General features: G+C 70.3%; 16 protein-coding genes. 14 read left to right on the plus strand and 2 right to left on the minus strand.

Features of this window, described 5'->3' with window-relative positions:
• Window positions 1-69: 69 nt before the first annotated feature.
• The 7 genes from lysX (at window position 70) to ACRWK8_RS04950 (ending at window position 8,999) form a co-directional block, all read left to right on the plus strand.
• A complete protein-coding gene (gene lysX / locus ACRWK8_RS04920) occupies window positions 70-1,569 on the plus strand; it encodes a bifunctional lysylphosphatidylglycerol synthetase/lysine--tRNA ligase LysX (protein ID WP_378738745.1) in 1,500 nt (499 codons plus the stop codon).
• A gap of 664 nt (window positions 1,570-2,233) precedes the next feature.
• A complete protein-coding gene (locus tag ACRWK8_RS04925) occupies window positions 2,234-2,557 on the plus strand; it encodes a LuxR C-terminal-related transcriptional regulator (RefSeq protein ID WP_378738742.1) in 324 nt (107 codons plus the stop codon).
• Window positions 2,558-2,680: 123 nt separating this feature from the next.
• Window positions 2,681-3,262 carry an amino-acid N-acetyltransferase gene (locus tag ACRWK8_RS04930; protein ID WP_431868606.1) on the plus strand — a complete coding sequence of 194 codons (582 nt, stop codon included), beginning with the start codon at window positions 2,681-2,683 and terminating at the stop codon, window positions 3,260-3,262.
• Window positions 3,263-3,711: 449 nt separating this feature from the next.
• Window positions 3,712-3,993, plus strand: coding sequence for a hypothetical protein (locus tag ACRWK8_RS04935; protein WP_378738738.1), 282 nt, complete (start codon window positions 3,712-3,714; stop codon window positions 3,991-3,993).
• Window positions 3,994-4,210: 217 nt separating this feature from the next.
• Window positions 4,211-4,549, plus strand: coding sequence for a histone-like nucleoid-structuring protein Lsr2 (locus ACRWK8_RS04940; protein WP_017542917.1), 339 nt, complete (start codon window positions 4,211-4,213; stop codon window positions 4,547-4,549).
• 791 nt (window positions 4,550-5,340) lie between these two features.
• Window positions 5,341-7,845: an ATP-dependent Clp protease ATP-binding subunit gene (locus ACRWK8_RS04945; RefSeq protein WP_431868609.1), complete on the plus strand. Its 2,505-nt coding sequence runs from the start codon at window positions 5,341-5,343 to the stop codon at window positions 7,843-7,845.
• A gap of 116 nt (window positions 7,846-7,961) precedes the next feature.
• Window positions 7,962-8,999, plus strand: coding sequence for a thioredoxin-like domain-containing protein (locus ACRWK8_RS04950; protein ID WP_431868611.1), 1,038 nt, complete (start codon window positions 7,962-7,964; stop codon window positions 8,997-8,999).
• A gap of 43 nt (window positions 9,000-9,042) precedes the next feature.
• On the opposite strand, the gene ACRWK8_RS04955 is transcribed toward ACRWK8_RS04950, so the two are convergent.
• Window positions 9,043-9,918 carry an HhH-GPD family protein gene (locus tag ACRWK8_RS04955; protein WP_378738731.1) on the minus strand — a complete coding sequence of 292 codons (876 nt, stop codon included), beginning with the start codon at window positions 9,916-9,918 and terminating at the stop codon, window positions 9,043-9,045.
• Window positions 9,919-10,062: 144 nt separating this feature from the next.
• Here ACRWK8_RS04955 and ACRWK8_RS04960 point away from each other — a divergent pair, with 144 nt between their 5' ends.
• Window positions 10,063-10,746, plus strand: coding sequence for a hypothetical protein (locus tag ACRWK8_RS04960; RefSeq protein WP_378739062.1), 684 nt, complete (start codon window positions 10,063-10,065; stop codon window positions 10,744-10,746).
• Window positions 10,747-10,848: 102 nt separating this feature from the next.
• Window positions 10,849-11,244, plus strand: a complete 396-nt coding sequence (locus tag ACRWK8_RS04965) for an SSI family serine proteinase inhibitor (RefSeq protein WP_378738729.1) — start codon at window positions 10,849-10,851, stop codon at window positions 11,242-11,244.
• A 12-nt stretch (window positions 11,245-11,256) separates the two neighbouring features.
• On the opposite strand, the gene radA is transcribed toward ACRWK8_RS04965, so the two are convergent.
• Entirely contained in the window at window positions 11,257-12,645 is a 1,389-nt protein-coding gene (gene radA, locus ACRWK8_RS04970; protein WP_378738726.1) for a DNA repair protein RadA, read from the minus strand.
• Between the two features lie 189 nt (window positions 12,646-12,834).
• Between radA and ACRWK8_RS04975 the strand changes: the two genes are divergently transcribed.
• From ACRWK8_RS04975 to ACRWK8_RS04995, 5 genes are all read left to right on the plus strand, one after another.
• Window positions 12,835-13,764, plus strand: coding sequence for an SGNH/GDSL hydrolase family protein (locus ACRWK8_RS04975; RefSeq protein ID WP_378738724.1), 930 nt, complete (start codon window positions 12,835-12,837; stop codon window positions 13,762-13,764).
• Window positions 13,765-13,981: 217 nt separating this feature from the next.
• Entirely contained in the window at window positions 13,982-14,602 is a 621-nt protein-coding gene (locus ACRWK8_RS04980; protein WP_378738722.1) for a C40 family peptidase, read from the plus strand.
• Window positions 14,603-14,785: 183 nt separating this feature from the next.
• Window positions 14,786-15,724 (plus strand): sugar phosphate isomerase/epimerase family protein, encoded by a 939-nt coding sequence (locus ACRWK8_RS04985; protein ID WP_378738719.1) that lies wholly within the window; start codon window positions 14,786-14,788, stop codon window positions 15,722-15,724.
• 99 nt (window positions 15,725-15,823) lie between these two features.
• Window positions 15,824-16,618, plus strand: coding sequence for a pyrroline-5-carboxylate reductase (gene proC, locus ACRWK8_RS04990; RefSeq protein ID WP_378738717.1), 795 nt, complete (start codon window positions 15,824-15,826; stop codon window positions 16,616-16,618).
• Window positions 16,619-17,252: 634 nt separating this feature from the next.
• Complete coding sequence (locus tag ACRWK8_RS04995; protein ID WP_431868615.1) at window positions 17,253-18,800, plus strand: DUF1109 domain-containing protein; 1,548 nt, start codon at window positions 17,253-17,255, stop codon at window positions 18,798-18,800.
• Window positions 18,801-19,013: the final 213 nt, after the last annotated feature.

Below are 19,013 nucleotides of genomic sequence, written 5' to 3' on the forward strand. Positions count from 1 at the left end.
CCCGCCGCCGGTACCGCGGCCCCCTCGCGCGGTGCACCCGGGGGCGCCGACGCCGGTAGGATCGGGCCCGTGAATGACACGCACGACGACTATGACGACCTGCCCGAACAGATGCGGGTCCGGCGGCAGAAGCTGGACCGTCTCCGGGAGGAGGGCACCGACCCCTTCCCCGTGAACTACCCGCGGACGACGTCGATCGGTCCCGTGCGTGAGAAACACCAGGGCCTGGAGCCCGACACCCACACCGGGGCGCGGGTCGCCATCGCCGGTCGCGTGATGCTCTACCGCTCCGGCGGCAAGCTGTGCTTCGCGACCCTGCGCGACGAGACCGGGGACGTGCAGATCATGCTGTCCCTGGACCAGGTCGGCAAGGAGGGCCTGGACGCCTGGAAGGCCGACGTGGACCTCGGTGACCACGTGGGTGTGGAGGGCGAGGTCATCACCTCCCGCCGTGGCGAGCTCTCCATCATGGTGAGCGACTGGACGCTGACGGCCAAGTGCCTGCGCCCGCTCCCGGAGAAGCACAAGGGTCTGACCGACCCCGAGGCCCGGGTGCGGCAGCGCTACGTGGACCTCATCGTCAACCCCGAGTCGCAGCAGATGGTGCGCAGCCGCTCGGCCGCCATCCGGGCGATCCGCGAGGGGCTGAGCTCCCGCGACTACATCGAGGTCGAGACCCCGATGCTGATGCGCGTGCACGGTGGCGCCACCGCGCGCCCGTTCGTCACGCACATCAACGCCTACGACATGGACCTGTACCTGCGCATCGCCCCCGAGCTGTCGCTGAAGCGGCTGGTCGTGGGCGGCCTGGAGAAGGTCTTCGAGGTGAACCGGAACTTCCGGAACGAGGGCGCGGACTCCACGCACAACCCCGAGTTCACGATGCTGGAGTTCTACCAGGCCTACGCCGACTACGACGACGTGGCGGAGGTGACCCGAGAGCTCATCCAGGAGGCGGCCCGCGCGGTCTTCGGCTCCACCACGATCGAGCGTGACGGCGAGACCTTCGACCTGGGCGGGGAGTGGCCGCGCGTCACGCTGTACGGCTCGGTCTCCGAGGCCCTGGGGGCCGAGGTCACGCCGAGGACACCGGTGGAGGAGGTCCGTCGCCTGGCCGAGGCCAAGGGCGTCGAGTTCAGCCACGAGTGGGGGCCGGGCAAGCTGGTGGAGCACGTCTTCGAGGAGCTGGTGGAGCACACGCTGATCCAGCCCACGTTCGTGTGCGACTTCCCGCTGGAGACCAGCCCGCTCACCCGTCAGCACCGCGAGGACCCGCTGCTCACCGAGAAGTGGGACCTGATCGGGTTCGGAATGGAGCTCGGCACGGGCTTCTCCGAACTGGTCGACCCGGTCGAGCAGCGCCGTCGCCTCACGGAGCAGTCGCTGATGGCCGCCGACGGCGACCCCGAGGCGATGCAGCTGGACGAGGACTTCCTGCGCGCCCTGGAGTACGGCATGCCGCCCACCGGAGGTGTGGGGATCGGTATCGACCGCCTGCTCATGGCCTTCACCGGCAGGAACATCCGGGAGACGGTGCTCTTCCCGATCGTGAAGCCCTCCGGGGACTGACGGCCGGGCCTCGTCGGGGCCGGACCGGAGCGGACTCTCTCGGGGCCGTCGCACCTCAGGTGCGGCGGCCCCGAGTCGTGGGCCCCGAGCCGGAGTGTGGCCGAGACCACGGGACCCGTCTCACCCGTGGGCCAGAAGGGGCGAACCCCCCGGCAGGGCGGGATGTCCCGGAGGGAAGAACCCGGTTTTTCCCTTGAAAGTTGAGTAATCGGAGCTCCGACAATGGCGGAGATTGTTTGCGCAGGTCAGTATGGGAAGGGCAATTCCCGACCCCTGATCATGTGACCCAGGGATTCCACGTCGTCACGCATGGTGATTTATCGGGCCTTGACGGTATCATCCGCTCCGCCTAGCGTGCTGAGGGCGGACTTCGGTCCGCGTGTTTGCCGAAGTGATCGAGAACAACGGTGAGCCGGGGCACGGGTCGAGACGCGATCCGTGGAACCCGCCGCACACGTACCCACGATGTGGTCTGTCCGTCCCAGGCCCCAGCGTTCGGGGTCCGTGTGTCTCGTGCTCCCCTCCTACTCCCGCCCCTGTGCCAGAGGGGCTCCGGGAGCGGTCGGGGTGGTTCGGGGCTCACCCGCGCCGACAGCCAGTCGACGCGCTTGACTCCTCGGTGACGAGTTGATGTTCCGCACTCACATGGATGAGGGAGGACGGAGTGGAACAGGCCACACTCGTACGACGTACCGTTGAGGACCAGAACCCCCTCGCGCCGCGGGAGCACAGGGAGAACGTGGTTCCCCTGCAGGCCCGCTCGCGGGAGAACACGCTCAACGGCCCCTACGCGCCGGTCGAGCTGAGTCACGAGGAGCTCGAACTGCTCGCCGAGATCGCCACCGGTGTCACCACCGAGGTGGCCGCCCGGCACCTCGAACTCAGCGCCCGGACCCTGCGACGTCGCATCCGCAACATCTGCGACGTGCTGGGCGTGAACACACCCATCGAGGCGGTCGTGTGGGCCGCGAGGCGTCAGCTCATCTGATCTGACGCCACCCGGCGGACGCCGGGAGACACCGCGGGCATACCGGTTCAGCAGACCGAGTCACCCCCCACCGCATGAGGAGCGTTTCGGTGGGAGGTCGCTTGGGCGTAGTCTGGTCCGGCTATGCCCGTTCGTCATGTCCGGGTCCGTCGCGCCAGGACGCGCGACGTCACCCACATCCGCCGCCTCGTCGACACCTACTCCGTCGACCGCCGCGTGCTCTCCAAGAGCACGGTCAACCTCTACGAGGACATCCAGGAGTTCTGGGTGGCCGAGGCGGAGAGTGTTCCCGACCCGGCGACGGGCGAGGACGACGCGCCGGAGGGTGAGCTCCGGGTGGTCGGCTGCGGGGCCCTCCACGTCCTCTGGGAGGACCTGGCGGAGGTGCGCACCGTCGCGGTGGACCCCTCCCTGCGCGGTTTCGGCGTCGGACACCGAATCGTGACCGAACTGCTGGACACGGCGCGTGAGTTGGGCGTGCGCCGTGTGTTCTGTCTGACATTCGAGACCGGTTTCTTCGCCAAACACGGCTTTGCCCCGATCCAGGGCACCCCGGTCCCGTTCCGTGTCTACGAGGAACTCCTGCGTTCCTATGACGAGGGCGTGGCGGAATTCCTTGACCTGGAGCGGGTCAAACCCAACACCCTGGGGAACACCCGGATGCTTGTGCACCTGGACGGCAGTCCGGCAAGGGTGTCCGGCTAAAGGTTTTGGGCCCCCGATAGGGCGGGCTTCCCCTTCGGAACGGTTCGCCGGATCCCCCGATGGACGTAGGTCCTTAACCGCACCGGGTGGTATGGGTGTGGAACAAGGCAGGTAATGTGTACCTGCGTCCGTCAGGATCGCCGGTTCCCCGGTTGAAGTGACGACGGGACGTTCGGCATCCCGGATTTGTGGGACACCGTCCGCGATCGCCCGTCGCCGTGGCCGAGGTCTTCCGCGTGACGGTGGAACAGACCACCGGACATTGGCCACCATCAGGCTTTGAAGGGCCATCTTCGGTACGTCCGGTGTCAAGTCGGGGGCAAACGATGTCTATGATGTCTGGTATGCGTTTGCCCGGCGGTGCCGGAGCGCCATCCCCCAGCGCGGACCCGACACTGAGTCGGGTATTTGCTGCAATAAGTAACAACCAGGAAGGGTAGGCCGCTTCGATGGGTGACTTTTTGTCATCGGTGCTCCCCCCTGGACTGATCGACGTATTGTCCGCGCTCATCCCGCCCGTGGTTGTCGCGACCGTGTTCTGTGCCTTCGTCATCAAGCTGCTGCGCAAGGAGATGGCGCCGCGCAGGATGGACGGGAGCCTGGTCAGCGACGAGGCGAAGGATGAGGAGGCCGCCGTCGACAACGGCGCGGCCGGGGTCGAGGAGACCCGGGCGACGAACGAGACGCCGATTGCCCAGGATGGGGAACGTACCGAATCCGAGGCTCGTTAGATACGGTGCCTGGCTGAACCGGTCCCCGGCGCGCCGAGCGCGTTGGGGGTCAGCGTGTGCGGGCCAACTCGCCAGCCCCGCGCTGCTCCGGCGACCCCGAATCCCGCCGATGCGGGTCCAGGTGATTTCTGGCACGCCGGGAATTGTCTTTCGCGTTCTCGCGAGATAGCTTTATATTCAGGTGTGGAGACACCGCTCTGCTGAAAGGTTTGATTCCATGGCACAGAAGGTCCAGGTTTTCCTGGTCGACGACCTCGACGGCGGCGAGGCCGAGGAGACGGTGACGTTCGGTCTCGATGGATCGACGTACGAAATCGACCTCAGCGCGGGTAATGCCGCCAAGCTCCGTGAGGCTCTTACTCCGTTCATTGAGGCCTCCCGCAAGGCTCCCGCGAAGCAGGCCCGCGGTACCGCTCGTCGCGGCACCCGGAATGCTCCCAGCCGTGAGCGCAGCGCCGAGATTCGCGCGTGGGCGAAGGCCGCCGGGAAGCCCGTCAATGAGCGCGGCCGCATCCCCGCTGCCATCGTCGCCGAATACGAGGCCGTCAAGGGTTAGGTTTGCCGCCGCCCAGGGCGGCGGAAATAGGGGTGGTCTGGTCGACATTTCGCCCCACGCTTCGGGGCGCCGAGCCCCGGACCCGTTCGTCGCGGAGCCTCGTTGGACAGGACCCGTGACACCGGGACGCGAGGCCTGAGCCCCCGACGGAGCTGCCCCCGGCCCGAGGCCGGGGAGGTGTCGGAACGGCGACCGCGGTCCCGTCGTCATCGACGGCGGAGGGCGCGCGGGCGGCAGACACGCGCGGGACCCCCGCCCACGAGGCGGCGCGGTTCGGCGGCGTGCGCGCGCGGCTCGGTTCCGCGCCACGGAGTGAGGAGCCCGCGAGCGCGAGGAGTTCGGCCCCGGCCCGCCGCCGGGGTGGGACGCACGCGGGTCGACCCAGGGTCACCGGGGTCACTCCGGGAGATGGTTCGGACCATTTCCGCTTGAAGAACAACACGGCTTCCGCTTGTTCGCTAAGAGCCGATAATCCGGCTTACGCACGTGCGGCCCGGGCACTCTCGTGATGGATGGGAGTCCCGGGCCGTTCGCCTTCGGCGTACAGGGAAATCTGACGCGCCAATTGGTAGTTGGATGTTGGGTGAACGCCCTATCGTCGGGGAAAGTCTCTGGCACGGACGGCTGCGGTCGGCCGTACGGAGACGTCCACCCTGTCGGCAGCAGCCGGAAGGGTGGGCGGGTGCGACAGTGCTCCCCGGGGCGGTTAATCCCTGTGGGGCCTATATGCGGAAGAGTCGGGTCGGTCATCGCCGTCCCTGCCTGACCGCTCTGTAGAGGAGCGACGAGACATGTTCGAGAGGTTTACCGACCGCGCGCGGCGAGTGGTGGTTCTGGCTCAGGAAGAAGCCAGGATGCTCAACCACAACTACATCGGTACGGAGCACATCCTGCTCGGCCTCATCCACGAGGGTGAGGGCGTCGCCGCCAAGGCTCTGGAGAGCCTTGGTATCAGCCTCGAAGCGGTTCGGCAGCAGGTCGAGGAGATCATCGGTCAGGGCCAGCAGGCGCCGTCGGGACACATTCCCTTCACCCCGCGCGCCAAGAAGGTCCTCGAGCTGTCGCTGCGCGAGGCGCTTCAGCTCGGCCACAACTACATCGGTACCGAGCACATACTGCTGGGCCTGATCCGCGAGGGCGAGGGCGTCGCCGCCCAGGTGCTCGTGAAGCTCGGCGCGGACCTCAACCGGGTCCGCCAGCAGGTCATCCAGCTGCTGCACGGGTACCAGGGCAAGGAGCCGCAGGCCACGGGCGCCTCCTCCGAGTCCACCCCCTCCACCTCGCTGGTGCTGGACCAGTTCGGTCGCAACCTGACGCAGGCCGCGCGCGAGTCCAAGCTCGACCCGGTCATCGGTCGGGACAAGGAGATCGAGCGGGTCATGCAGGTGCTCTCACGGCGCACCAAGAACAACCCGGTGCTCATCGGTGAGCCCGGTGTCGGCAAGACCGCCGTGGTCGAGGGCCTGGCCCAGAAGATCGTCAAGGGTGAGATCCCCGAGACGCTCAAGGACAAGCAGCTGTACACGCTGGACCTGGGCGCCCTGGTCGCGGGCAGCCGCTACCGAGGTGACTTCGAGGAGCGCCTCAAGAAGGTGCTGAAGGAGATCCGCACCCGCGGCGACATCATCCTCTTCATCGACGAGCTGCACACGCTGGTCGGAGCGGGCGCGGCGGAGGGTGCCATAGACGCCGCCTCCATCCTGAAGCCCATGCTGGCCCGGGGTGAGCTCCAGACCATCGGTGCGACCACGCTCGACGAGTACCGCAAGTACCTGGAGAAGGACGCCGCGCTGGAGCGCCGCTTCCAGCCGATCCAGGTGGACGAGCCGACGATCACGCACGCCATCGAGATCCTCAAGGGTCTGCGTGACCGCTACGAGGCCCACCACCGGGTCTCCATCACGGACAGCGCCCTCGTGGCCGCCGCGCAGCTGGCCGACCGCTACATCAGCGACCGCTTCCTGCCGGACAAGGCGATCGACCTCATCGACGAGGCCGGTTCGCGGATGCGCATCCGCCGGATGACCGCGCCGCCGGACCTGCGCGAGTTCGACGAGAAGATCGCCGGGGTGCGCCGCGACAAGGAGTCGGCCATCGACGAGCAGGACTTCGAGAAGGCCGCGTCCCTGCGCGACGACGAGAAGCAGCTGCTCAACAAGAAGGCGCAGCGGGAGAAGGAGTGGAAGGCCGGCGACATGGACGTCGTGGCCGAGGTCGACGAGGAGCTCATCGCCGAGGTCCTGGCCGCCTCCACCGGCATCCCGGTCTTCAAGCTGACCGAGGAGGAGAGCTCGCGCCTGCTGCGTATGGAGGACGAGCTGCACCGCCGGGTCATCGGCCAGGAGGACGCCATCAAGGCGCTCTCCCAGGCGATCCGCCGTACCCGCGCCGGTCTCAAGGACCCCAAGCGTCCCGGTGGTTCGTTCATCTTCGCCGGTCCGTCCGGTGTGGGTAAGACCGAGCTGTCCAAGACCCTGGCCGAGTTCCTGTTCGGGGACGAGGACTCGCTGATCCAGCTGGACATGTCCGAGTTCATGGAGAAGCACACGGTCTCGCGGCTGTTCGGTTCGCCCCCCGGCTACGTCGGGTACGAGGAGGGCGGCCAGCTCACCGAGAAGGTGCGCCGCAAGCCGTTCTCCGTGGTCCTGTTCGACGAGATCGAGAAGGCCCACAACGACATCTTCAACTCTCTGCTCCAGGTGCTGGAGGAGGGTCGTCTCACCGACGCCCAGGGTCGCAACGTCGACTTCAAGAACACGGTCATCATCATGACGACCAACCTGGGTACGCGGGACATCTCCAAGGGCCAGGCCATGGGCTTCGCCAAGGAGGACGACGCCAACACCAACTACGAGCGGATGAAGGCGAAGGTCAGCGAGGAGCTCAAGACCAACTTCCGGCCGGAGTTCCTCAACCGTGTGGACGACGTCATCGTCTTCCACCAGCTGACCGAGAAGGAGATCTTCCAGATCGTCGACCTGATGATCACGAGCCTGGACAACCGGCTCAAGGAGAAGGACATGGGCATCGAGCTCCGCCCCAAGGCGAAGCAGATCCTGTCCGAGCGCGGGTTCGACCCGGTCCTGGGCGCGCGGCCGCTGCGTCGCACGATCCAGCGGGAGATCGAGGACCAGCTCTCCGAGAAGATCCTCTTCGGCGACCTCAAGGCGGGTCAGATCGTCGTGATCGACGCCGAGGGCGAGGGCACGGACGCCAAGTTCACCTTCAAGGGTGTGCCGAAGCCCGACGCGGTGCCGGACACCCCCGAGGTGGAGTCCGCCGCCAAGGGCGACTAGTGAGGCCCGCCGGTCCCGAACCGGCGGTGGTCTGAGGACGGGGGCGTCCCTTCGGGGGCGCCCCCGTCGTCGTCTTCGGGAGCGGGGGCGGGTGGCCGGACGCTAGGGTGCCGTCCGTGGCCAATCCAAACGAACCCCGTCCGGACGGCTCCCAGCCGCCGCAGTCGGCGCCCCTCGGTTCCCCCTTCCCGCAAGGCCCCTCGGGGCCGCACGACGCCTCCCAGGGGCCTCCGGCGGGTCAGGGCCCGCCCGGTCCCGTGCCGCAGGGGCCGCCGCCCCCGTACGCCCCGCAGGACCCGTACCAGCGGGGCCAGCACCCGCAGGGCCCGTACCAGCAGGGCCCCCACCAGCCCGGGCAGCCGCCGCAGGGCCCGCCGCCCGGCCCGTATCCGCCCCAGTACCAGGGGCCGCCCCCCGCGTACACGCCCTCCGGGCAGCCGCCGCAGGGCCCGCCGCCCGGCCAACCGCCGTACGGGTATCCGGGGGCGTCCGCGCCCCAGCCGGGCCGCCGGTCGGCGGCTCCGTGGCTCATCGTCGGCGGTGTCGCCCTGGCGTTGGTCCTGCTGGGCGGCGCGGCCCTCGGCGGCTTCTGGCTGTACGGCGGTGCCGGGGCGTCGGGCGGGGCGAGTGGCCCGGACGGCTCCGGAGGGGGCGGCGCCGCGCGCCCCGACGGGGTCGAGACCTTCGAGGGGTTGTCCAAGAACCACGTGGACACCGGCGAGACCGTCGACTACGCCCAGTTCCCGCCGGTGGGCGGGGAGCACTACAACTTCTGGCAGAACTGCGGGGTGTACGACGAGCCGGTCCTGACCGAGGCGGCCGTCCACTCCCTGGAGCACGGGGCGGTGTGGATCACCCACGACCCCGGCCTGTCCGACGACGCGCTGGCGACGCTGACCGCGCACCACACCCCGGGTTCCTACGTGCTGGTCAGCCCGATGGAGGGCCTCCCGTCACCGGTGGTGGCCTCGGCCTGGGGCGCTCAGCTCACGCTCGACGACCCCGCCGACCCGCGCCTGACGGACTTCCTGCTGGAGTACGAGCAGAGCCCGGACGCTCCCGAGCCGGGGGCGCCCTGCAGCGGCGCCTTCGACGGCACGCAGGCGGAGTTCGACGCGGAGGGGGCCGGGGCGGTCGACGCCCGGATGGACTGAGGACCCGCACCCGGCGGGCCCCGGAGACCGGGGCCCGCTCCGGTCAGCCGGGCAGGGCGTAGCGGCCGTCGTCCAGGGGATCGACCAGACCGTCGGAGACCAGGGCGTCCAGGGCCCTCTCACGCTGGACACCGTCGTCCCAGACCGCGTCCAGGGCGTCCTTGACCACCGGTTCGGGCGAGGCGCGCAGCACCGCGAGGAGCTTGCCGCGGACCTGGCGGTCGGTGCCGGCGTAGGTCTGCCCGCGCCGGGGAGGTCCGTCGTACGCGGGCTTCCCCGCGAGCTTCCAGGCGCACTGCCCGGCGATGGGGCAGTCCGCGCAGCGCGGCGAGCGGGCCGTGCAGACCAGGGCACCCAGCTCCATCACGGCCACGCCCCAACGCGCCGCGACGGAGGCCGTCGGAGGCAGGAGCGCCTCGGCCAGAGCGGTCTCCGCCTTGGTCTGGGTTTTCGGCGGGTACTCGATCCCGGTTTCGGTCCTGGCCAGGACACGCCGCACGTTGGTGTCCAGAATGGCGTGCCGCTGCCCGTGGGCGAAGCTCGCGACCGCCGCCGCCGTGTACGCGCCGATCCCCGGAAGCGACAGCAGGGTCGCGTGGTCGTCGGGGACCTCGCCGTCGTGCTCCTCCGTGATGGCCACGGCGCAGGCGTGCAGGCGCAGGGCCCGGCGCGGATAGCCGAGCCGGTTCCACATGCGGACCGCCTCGCCGGAGGGCTCCTTGGCCAGGTGGGCGGGGGTGGGCCAGCGCTCCATCCAGGCCTCCCACGCGGGGAGCACCCGCACGACGGGGGTCTGTTGGAGCATGATCTCGCTGACCAGGATGGACCAGGCGGAGGCCTCGGGGCGGCGCCAGGGCAGGTCCCTGGCGTTGGTCTCGTACCACGCCAGAACGGCGGTGCTGTAAGGGTTATCGCTCATCTTTAACGGGAAATCGGCGGGTTGAGTAGGTGGGTGGCACGCAAAACCGCAATACTACGGCCCATGGCGTCAAGTACCGGACAACCAGCACCCGTCAGCCGTGAGACCTACTGGAAGCGACGCGCCTTCGTCCTGGCTGGCGTGATGCTGGTGTTCGCTCTGGTCGCCCTCGCGTTCCGGAACACCTCCGACGAGGGCGAGCCGACGGGCTCCCAGGCGGCGATCGAGGAGCCCGAGGCCTCCTCCAGTGTCCCAGCCGAGGAGCCCTCCGACGCCGAAACCGACGAAGAGGACGCGGATCCGTCCGCCTCACCCTCCCCGTCGCCCTCCGCCTCCCCGTCCGCGTCCCCGTCCGAGGGCGAGGAGGGGTCCGGGGGCGGTTCCGACGACGAGTCGGCCGAGGCCGCGGCCCCGGAGCGCCCCGAGGACCACTGCCGTCCGCAGGACGTGGTGGTCACCTTCGACTTCGCGGAGAAGGAGCGGGAGGTGTTCGGCGGCGGCGCCAAGCCCGAGTTCAAGGTGACCGTGGTCAACGTGGCCGAGCAGACCTGCACCGTGGACGTGGGGCCCGAGGCGATCGAGCTCCGGCTGGACTCCGGCGACGACCGGATCTACTCCTCCGCCGACTGCGTCGAGGGCAACAGCAAGGAGGAGCGCCAGCTCACCCAGGGCCGCCCGCACGAGTACACCCTCAGCTGGGACCTGGAGCGCTCCTTCACCGACTGCCGTGACGGCGGCGCCAAGGCGCAGCCCGGCTGGTACAAGGCCAACCTGCGCGGAGACCTCGTCGGCAGCGTCGACCAGCTCGTCTTCCAGCTCAAAGCCTGATTCCGCTCCCGGGTCGGGACGGGTTCACACAAAACACACAACTTATCGTCACTGTGTGGCTACTATTCGTGTCGAACCTAGTTCTCGTCCCGGGAGTTCCCAGTGAATCGCATCGCCACCGCCCTGACCTGTGCCGCCGCCGCTGTCGCCTTCGCCGTGACGGCGACCGCGCCCGCCCTCGCGGACGAGCGCGGCACCGTGTACACGCTGGAGGTCTTCGGCGCCGTCGAGAAGAGCGGCGACACCGCTACGAGCTGGGCCCGCCAGGCCAGCCTGGAGTGCGACCCGGCCGGTGGCGAGCACCCCCGCGCCGCCGAGGCCTGCGACCTCATCGCGGAGCACGGTGACATCGCCAGCGTGCGGGCCACGTCCGAGGGCGTCTGCACCATGGAGTACCGCCCGGTCACCGTGCGCGTCAGCGGCGCCGAGGACTACGAGGAGACCTTCGGCAACGCGTGCGCGCTGTCCAGTGCCAAGGGCGTGATCTTCGACTTCTAGGCTCCGGGCTGGCTAGTCCTCGGCGGAGCCACGGGGGGCGCCCCGGCGCCGGCCCCGCCGCTCCACCCAGGACAGGGCCTCGCTCAGCTCCTCCACCTCGTGCACGCGGATGCCCTGGACCGGGTCGCCGAAGTGCTTGGGCACCACCGCCTGTGTGAAGCCCAGGCGCTGTGCCTCGGCGACCCGGCGCCGCACGCCGTTCACGCTGCGCACGTCACCGGCCAGACCCACCTCGCCGATCGCGATGAAACCGCCCGGCAGGGCGACGTCGTTGTTCGAGCTCGCGGCGGCCAGGGCCAGGGCCAGGTCCACGGAGGGCTCGCCCAGCTTCACCCCGCCCACGGTCGAGGCGTACACGTCCATGTTGGCCAGCTTCATGCCGGTGCGCTTCTCCAGCACCGCGAGGATCATGTTCACCCGTGAGGTGTCCAGGCCCGAGGTCGCGCGCCTGGGCGCGGGCAGGGGGGTCGGCGCCACCAGCGCCTGCACCTCCGTGATGAGGGGGCGCCGCCCCTCCAGGGTGACGGTGACGCAGGTGCCCGGCACCGGGTCCGTCCGCTCGGTGAGGAAGAGCCCGCTGGGGTCGGGCAGGCCGTGGATGCCCTTCTCGGTGAGCTCGAAGACGCCGATCTCGTCGGTGGGCCCGTAGCGGTTCTTGACCGCGCGGAGCAGACGCAGCTGGGAGTGGCGCTCGCCCTCGAAGTGGAGGACGACGTCCACCAGGTGCTCCAGCAGACGGGGACCGGCGATCGAGCCGTCCTTGGTGACGTGGCCGACCAGCACGGTGGCGATGCCGCGCTCCTTGGCGATCTGGATGAGCGCGCCGGTGACCTGCCGGATCTGGGTCACGCCGCCGGGGACTCCGGCGGCCTCGGGGGAGACCATGGTCTGCACCGAGTCGACGATCAGCAGCTGCGGCGCCACCGCGTCGACGTGGCTGGCCAGGGTGGCCACGGAGGTCTCGGCGGCGAGGAAGAGCTGGTCGGACAGGGCCCCGAGGCGCTCGGCCCGGAGCCGGACCTGTCCGGCTGACTCCTCGCCGGTCACGTAGAGGACGGGGGCCTTGGCGGCGCGCATCGCCGCGACCTCCAGGAGGAGGGTCGACTTGCCCACGCCGGGCTCGCCCGCGAGCAGCACGACGCCGCCGGGAACCGCGCCGCCGCCCAGGACCCGGTCGAGCTCGTCCACCCCGGTGGGCACCGCCTCGGCGCTCTCCACACTGATCTCGGTGATGGGGCGGGCCCGGGAGGTCACCGGGGCGGACGCGACCGCCATGGGAGCGGGGGCTCCGGCCTCCTCGACGGTGCCCCAGGCCTGGCACTCGCCGCAGCGTCCCACCCACTTGAGGGTGGTCCATCCGCACTCGGCGCACCGGAACGTCGTCTTCGCTGCTTTTGCCATGGTCGCCACGCTAACGGCTGTGGGGGACAGGCCCGGGGGGAACCGGGGTCCGCGGACAACACAAGAAAGTTACCTACCGGTTAGGTCAAGGTTTTGGTAGGTCATGTTAGAGAATGTGTGGGGAGAGTCACCCTCGCCCCATGGCAGAACACTCCTGTGCCCCCGCTCCTTGGAGAGAGGAAACCCCTCGTGTTCCGTACGAACCGAACCCCCGCGATCCCCCGTTCCCCCGGAGGCGGTGGCCGCCCCGGCGGGCTGCGCCGCCTCGCCCGCCTCGCGGCCCCGCTGGCCATCGCGGCCATGGGGATCTCGCTGGCCACCGCCCCCGTCGCCGCGGAGGAGGCCGAGTCGGCCGCCTTCGGGCACTACGTGGCCATCGGTGACTCCTTCGTCGCCGGTCCCCTCGTCCAGGCCCAGGCCAACATGCCGCTCCTCGGCTGCATGCAGTCCTCGGTCAACTACCCCAAGCGCCTCGCGGAGGAGCTGGGCATCTCCGAGCTCACCGACGTCAGCTGCTCCGGCGCGGTCATGAGCCACCTCTACGAGGCCCAGTTCGACGACACCCCGCCGCAGCTGGACGCGCTGCGGCCCGAGACCGACCTCGTCACGGTGGGGATCGCGGGCAACGACTTCGGCTTCTCCCAGGTCCTCATGGAGTGCGCGAAGCGCAGTCTGACCAACCCTCTGGGCAGCCCGTGCGCCGACTACTACGGCGACGAGCTCGACCAGCGGATCGAGGGGCTGCGGGGCGAGGTCTCGGGGGTGTACGCGGACATCGCGGAGCGCAGCCCGAACGCCACGGTCCTCAGCGTCGGCTACCTCCAGATCCTTCCGGAGAGCGGAGGCTGCTGGCCGAGCACGCCGATCTCCCGGGGTGACGTCCCGTTCCTGGACGCCGCGCAGACCAAGCTCAACGCGATGCTCCAGGAGGAGGCCACGGCCCAGGGGGCGGTCTTCGTCGACACCTTCGAGCGCGGTCACGACGTCTGTCAGGGTTCGAGCACCCGCTGGGTCGAGGGCCTGATCCCCGAGGACGGCGCGCCGATCCACCCGAACAACCTCGGCATGGCGGCGACGACCGACTTCGTGCGGTCCGCCCTGAACGTCCCGCAGCCCTAGCGGACGGTGGCTGACCTCGGTGGGCGGGCGGTCGTTTGATGGTTCGATGACCGCTTTGCCTGCCGAGGTCACGTGGTCTTTACCGTTCTTGGATGCGGATTGGACCACGGAGCCTGATTTTCCCCGGTGTCTGTGTGACGAATGGTGGTGAGTTGGCGGCAGGGAGACCCGCGTCACAGTGGTGCGGGCTGCCCCGACGGAGCAGGAGCACCACGTCATGCGAGAACCTCGGCACCACGAGCCAACGCGGGCCTGTCGTTCCCTCACGAACACGGAGCGGCAGGCCGCTTCCGCCCGGACGTGCCGCCGATCTCGGCGCGCACTCCTCGTCGCCGCCCTCGCGGCCGCGACCCTCGCCGCCGGGGGAGCCCCGGCGCACTCCCAGACCCAGACCGCCCAGCCGGGAGACGACGCCACGACGGCCCCGTCACGGGGCCCCGCGAACTCCCAGGACCGTGAGCGCGTCCACCAGTCCCTGGCCTCCACCGACGTGGAGGAGGTCATCAGCGCCGCCGAGTCCCAGAAGGGCAAGCCCTACGCCTGGGGCGGGACCGGCCCGAACTCCTTCGACTGCTCCGGACTGGTGCAGCACTCCTTCGAGCAGGCCGGTGTGAGCCTGCCCCGCGTGGCCCAGGACCAGGTCGGTTCCGGGACCCGGGTGAGCTACTCCGACGCGCGCCGCGGCGACGTCCTGTACTGGACCGACAGCGGCGGATACGCCTACCACGTCGCGATCTACCTCGGCGGCGGCCGCATGATCGACGCCCCGAGCTCCGGCGGGAAGATCGCCGAGCGGGACGTGACCCAGTACGACCTCGCCGGTGCCGTGCGGCTCTGACCCGCCGCCCGCGAGACCGCGCCACGTGCGCACCGATGATCTCCGACGGCCGTTCCCCGAGCACCGGGGGACGGCCGTTCCCTCCGACCCCGCCCCCTCACGGCCGCCCGGCGGGGTCCCCGCCACGCCGTGTTCACGCGCCCGCCCGCCCCGGACCGCCGTGGAGCGCATACTCTGGAACGCGTGAGCCCTATCCAGGTCCCAGACGCGCCCGTGGTCCTCTCGTCGGCGTCGGTCTACCCGGAGAAGACCCCGGCCGCGTTCGAGATCGCCGCGAAGCTGGGGTACGACGGCGTGGAGGTCCTCGTGTCCTCCGATCCGGCGAGCCAGGACATCGAACTCCTCCGGCGCCTCTCGGACTACCACCAGATGCCCGTGACGGCGGTCCACTCCCCCTGCCTCGTGCTGACCCAGCGCGTGTGGGGGCGTGAGCCCTGGGGCAAGCTCGTGCGCTCCAAGGAGATGGCGGAGGCGCTGGGCGCCTCCACGATCGTGGTGCACCCGGCCTTCCGCTGGCAGCGCGAGTACGCCCGCGACTTCGAGAACGGCGTCGCCCGCATGCAGGAGGAGACCGACGTGGTCTTCGCCGTCGAGAACATGTACCCGGTCCGGGTGCGCGAGCGCGAGGTCGTCCCCTACGCGCCGAGCTGGAACCCGCTCGACCGGGACTACCCGGACGTCACCCTCGATCTCTCCCACACCGCCATGTCCGGGTCCGACGCGATGGACATGGCCAGGCGCCTGGGCGACCGGCTCTCCCACGTCCACGTGGCGGACGGTTTCGGCGGCCAGAACCTGGACGAGCACCTGATCCCCGGGCGCGGCAGCCAGCCCGTCGCGGAGCTGCTCGAACACCTCGCGGGCACGGGCTACGAGGGGCAGCTGGTCCTGGAGGTGAGCACCCGCAAGGCGGTGGACCGTGAGGCGCGCCTGCGTGAGCTGGCCGAGGCGCTGGCCTTCACCCGGCTGCACTTCGCGCAGGGCCCGCCCGAGCCGGAGCCCACACTGGGCCGTCGCGAGCGCATCGCGCTGCTGCGCGGACGCCCCCAGTCCCCGCCCCGGCGCTTCTCGGTCGACCCCGGGGGAGCGGTCGACGACGAGGGCACACCCGACCAGGGCTGACCGGCGGGGTCGGGCCCCGCGTCCACTCCGTGGGACGGGAGGTCCACGCGGGAGCCCCCGGGCCGCTAGCGTGGAGGGAACGCGCAGAGAGGACCCCTAATGATCGCGATCATCGGCGCAGGAAAGATGGGCGAGGCGCTGCTCGCCGGGCTGCTGGCCCAGGGCCACGCCCCGGAGGACGTGCTCGTCACGGAGCCGCGCGAGGAGCACGCGGCGGAGCTGCGCGCCCGCCACGGGGTCGAGACGGTGCCGGCGGCGGACGCCGCCAAGCGAGCGGACACCCTGCTGCTCGCCCTCAAGCCCCAGGACATGCTGGCCCTGCTGGACGACCTCGCCCCACACCTGTCGGGCGAGCAGCTGGTCATCTCGGTGGCGGCGGGGCTGACCACCGCCGTGATGGAGAGCCACCTGCACCCGGGCGTGCCGGTGGTCCGCGCGATGCCCAACACCCCCGCGCTCATGGGCCGGGGCATGACGGCCGTCGCCGGAGGGGCCCACGCGGGGGCCGGGCACCTGGACCGCGCCGAGGAGCTGTTGGGCGCGGTCGGCGAGGTGCTGCGCGTGGGTGAACAGCACATGGACACGGTCACCGCCATCTCCGGCAGCGGACCGGCCTACTTCTACTTCATCGCGGAGACCATGATCGAGGCCGGTGTGGCCATGGGTATGCCCCGGGTCACGGCGGAGCGCCTCGTGGGGCAGACCATCACCGGCGCCGCGGCCATGCTCGACGGTTCGGGGGAGCACCCCGTGGTCCTGCGGGAGGCCGTCACGTCACCCGGAGGGACCACGGCGGCAGCTCTCCGTGAGCTGGAGCGACACGGAGTGCGCACGGCCTTCACGGACGCGATCGAGGCGGCGCGGGACCGCAGCAGGGCGCTGTCGGAGAGCTAGTCGTACTGTATGTGACCCAAATCACAGGTGGATTTCCTGGTCGCTCTGGTCGCCGGGCGTCGGACATTGCGTCCTACCTGACGAATAAAGTCGGGATAAGAGGGCTCGTCCCCTCTTCCCTCTTCGACTGCGTACGTCTTCCCCTCACTGATTCCGGGGCCCCATGACACACCCTCAACCCCCTTCGGACCCGTCCAACCTCCCGGGCCAGCCCGGATCCGCGACGCCTCCCCCCGCTCCGAGCGGCCCGCAGACCCCCGTCGGCGGTCCCGCCCCGGGAAGCGGCCCCGGCGCCCCGACCCCGTCCGGGGGTCAGCCCCCGCCCGTGGGGCCGCCACCCGGAGGCCCCCCGCCCATGGGTCAGGCGCCGAGTGGACCGCCCCCCGGTGGTCCCCACGGTCCCGGTGGCCCGCCGCCCGGGGGTCCCGGCGCCCCCGGTGGCCCCAACGGTCCGGGCGCCCCCTCCGGTCCCGGTGCTCCGCACGGCCCCGGCCGTCCGGGTGGCCCGCCGCCCGGCCAGTTCGGCGGCCCGCCGCCGGGAGGCGCCCCCTCCGGTGGCAACCCGCCCTTCGGCCCGCCGCCGGGAGGTCCGCCCCCCGGCGGCATGCCCCCGGGTGGGATGCCGCCCGGCGGTATGCCTCCCGGTGGTATGCCCCCCGGCCCGCCCGCGGGTCACTTCGGCGGCCCGCCGCCGCCCCTGCCCCCGCTCGGCCTCCTCAAGTCCCGGACGGGCCTGCGCGTCGCGCTGCTCAACCTGTCCGGTGTCGGCGCGGGCTACTTCCACCTGCGCAGCTGGGTGTTCTTCGGGATCAACCTGGCTGTCACCGTGGGCCTGCTGGTCACGGCCGCCCTCATGGGCGCCGCTGACGACCTGCTCGTCTGGGTCCCGGTCCTCCTGGGCTGGATCCTGGTCACCGTCGTGCACGGTCTTTTCGCGGGACGCAGGCACGACCGCCGTCTCATGGCCCGGGGAGAGGAGCCCACGGCCACGGGCAAGCCGGTCGTCCTGGCCGCCTGCCTCGTCGTGGTCATGGCGCTCTCGCTGGTCGGTGTCTGGCAGACCGGTGAGTGGCGCCTCCGCGTCGCGGACGCCGAACACGCGAAGGGTGACTGCGACACCGCGATCGACACCTACGAACAGGTGGAGGGCGGCTTCCAGCTCTCCATGTCGCCGTCCCTGATGAACCGGGCCCGCGCGGGCGCCGAGGCCTGCGAGATCCTGAGCCGGGCGCAGTCCGACGTCGCCAACGAGGCCTACGACCACGCGCTGGAGTCCTACACCGACTACTTCGCGCACGCCGGAGCCCGTTGGGAGGACACCGACGGCAGCATCGCGGAGATCCACTTCGACTACGCGGCCCAGCTCGCCGCCGACGCGGACGAGTCCTACAGCGGAACCGTGACCGACGAGGTCAGCGAGGCCTTCCGGAAGGCGCAGGAGACCTACGCCTTCATCGCGGACGACTTCGCCGACACCCCGTCCGCCGCCCAGGTGCCCGACGCCCTGGTCGAGCTGTACGACCTGGCCACCGGCGACTACCAGGCGGAGAACTGGTGTTCGGCCTTCGACCAGATCGGGATGTTCGACGACCTCGCCTGGGACGCCGCTCCCGACATCGCGGAACGCATCGAGGAGGAGCGTCCCGACGCCGCCCTCAACTGCGGCTGGGCCCAGGTGGACTCCGGTGACCTCGACGACGCGGACGCGACCGTCGAGTTCCTGGAGGCCAGCTACCCCGACTACGAGGCCGACGACGTCGAGAAGCTCACCAAGCACATCGGTGCCGGGCGCATCGAGCAGCAGATGGACCTCAAGACCATCTTCGGCGAGTCCTCGATCGAGGACATGAGCCCCTACAGCACCGGCAACGGCGACAAGGTCGTCATCGAGTTCACCAACAACTCGCCGGAGGAGATGCACTTCATGTTCGTGGGCCCGGACGCGGTCCACGGCGAGGAGTTCACCGAGGCCTGCGAGGGCTGCGAGGTCTACTCCTCGCCCCCCACCGGCAACTCCTGCTTCGACGAGGGCGAGGTCATGAAGGTCGAGCTCGACCCGGGCGAGTACCGCCTCATGATCACCTCCACCGAGTCCGGCTTCGGCAAGCCCCTCCACGGCACCAAGAAGCTCAAGGCGGGCGAGACCTACAAGTCCTGCTACTACAAGATGGAGAACAGCTAGGCACGCGCGGCGGCGGGACCGCCGTCATGGGCCCCGCGGCCCCGGAGGGACCTCCCTCCGGGGCCGTTCCCGTCTCCCGTGGCGCGCTCCCCGCCCGGCACGCCCCGGAAACCGAAGCGGACCCGGGGTTCTGCCCGGACCCGGCCTTGCGTACTGTGTGCTTCGGAGCACGCACACCTGAAACGGGGGTCACCACATGGGAGGGCGCACGTC

The organism is Nocardiopsis eucommiae (assembly GCF_965344335.1).
Taxonomy (GTDB): Bacteria; Actinomycetota; Actinomycetes; order Streptosporangiales; family Streptosporangiaceae; genus Nocardiopsis; species Nocardiopsis eucommiae.

Excerpts from the sequence above, each read along its gene's own strand:
- ACRWK8_RS04930 (WP_431868606.1), top strand. The coding sequence starts at position 2,681 with ATGCCCGTTCGTCATGTCCGGGTCCGTCGCGCCAGGACGCGCGACGTC.
- ACRWK8_RS04935 (WP_378738738.1), top strand. The coding sequence starts at position 3,712 with ATGGGTGACTTTTTGTCATCGGTGCTCCCCCCTGGACTGATCGACGTA.
- ACRWK8_RS04940 (WP_017542917.1), top strand. The coding sequence starts at position 4,211 with ATGGCACAGAAGGTCCAGGTTTTCCTGGTCGACGACCTCGACGGCGGC.
- ACRWK8_RS04945 (WP_431868609.1), top strand. The coding sequence starts at position 5,341 with ATGTTCGAGAGGTTTACCGACCGCGCGCGGCGAGTGGTGGTTCTGGCT.
- ACRWK8_RS04955 (WP_378738731.1), bottom strand. The coding sequence starts at position 9,918 with ATGAGCGATAACCCTTACAGCACCGCCGTTCTGGCGTGGTACGAGACC.
- ACRWK8_RS04960 (WP_378739062.1), top strand. The coding sequence starts at position 10,063 with ATGCTGGTGTTCGCTCTGGTCGCCCTCGCGTTCCGGAACACCTCCGAC.
- radA (WP_378738726.1), bottom strand. The coding sequence starts at position 12,645 with ATGGCAAAAGCAGCGAAGACGACGTTCCGGTGCGCCGAGTGCGGATGG.
- ACRWK8_RS04980 (WP_378738722.1), top strand. The coding sequence starts at position 13,982 with ATGCGAGAACCTCGGCACCACGAGCCAACGCGGGCCTGTCGTTCCCTC.
- proC (WP_378738717.1), top strand. The coding sequence starts at position 15,824 with ATGATCGCGATCATCGGCGCAGGAAAGATGGGCGAGGCGCTGCTCGCC.
- ACRWK8_RS04995 (WP_431868615.1), top strand. The coding sequence starts at position 17,253 with ATGCCTCCCGGTGGTATGCCCCCCGGCCCGCCCGCGGGTCACTTCGGC.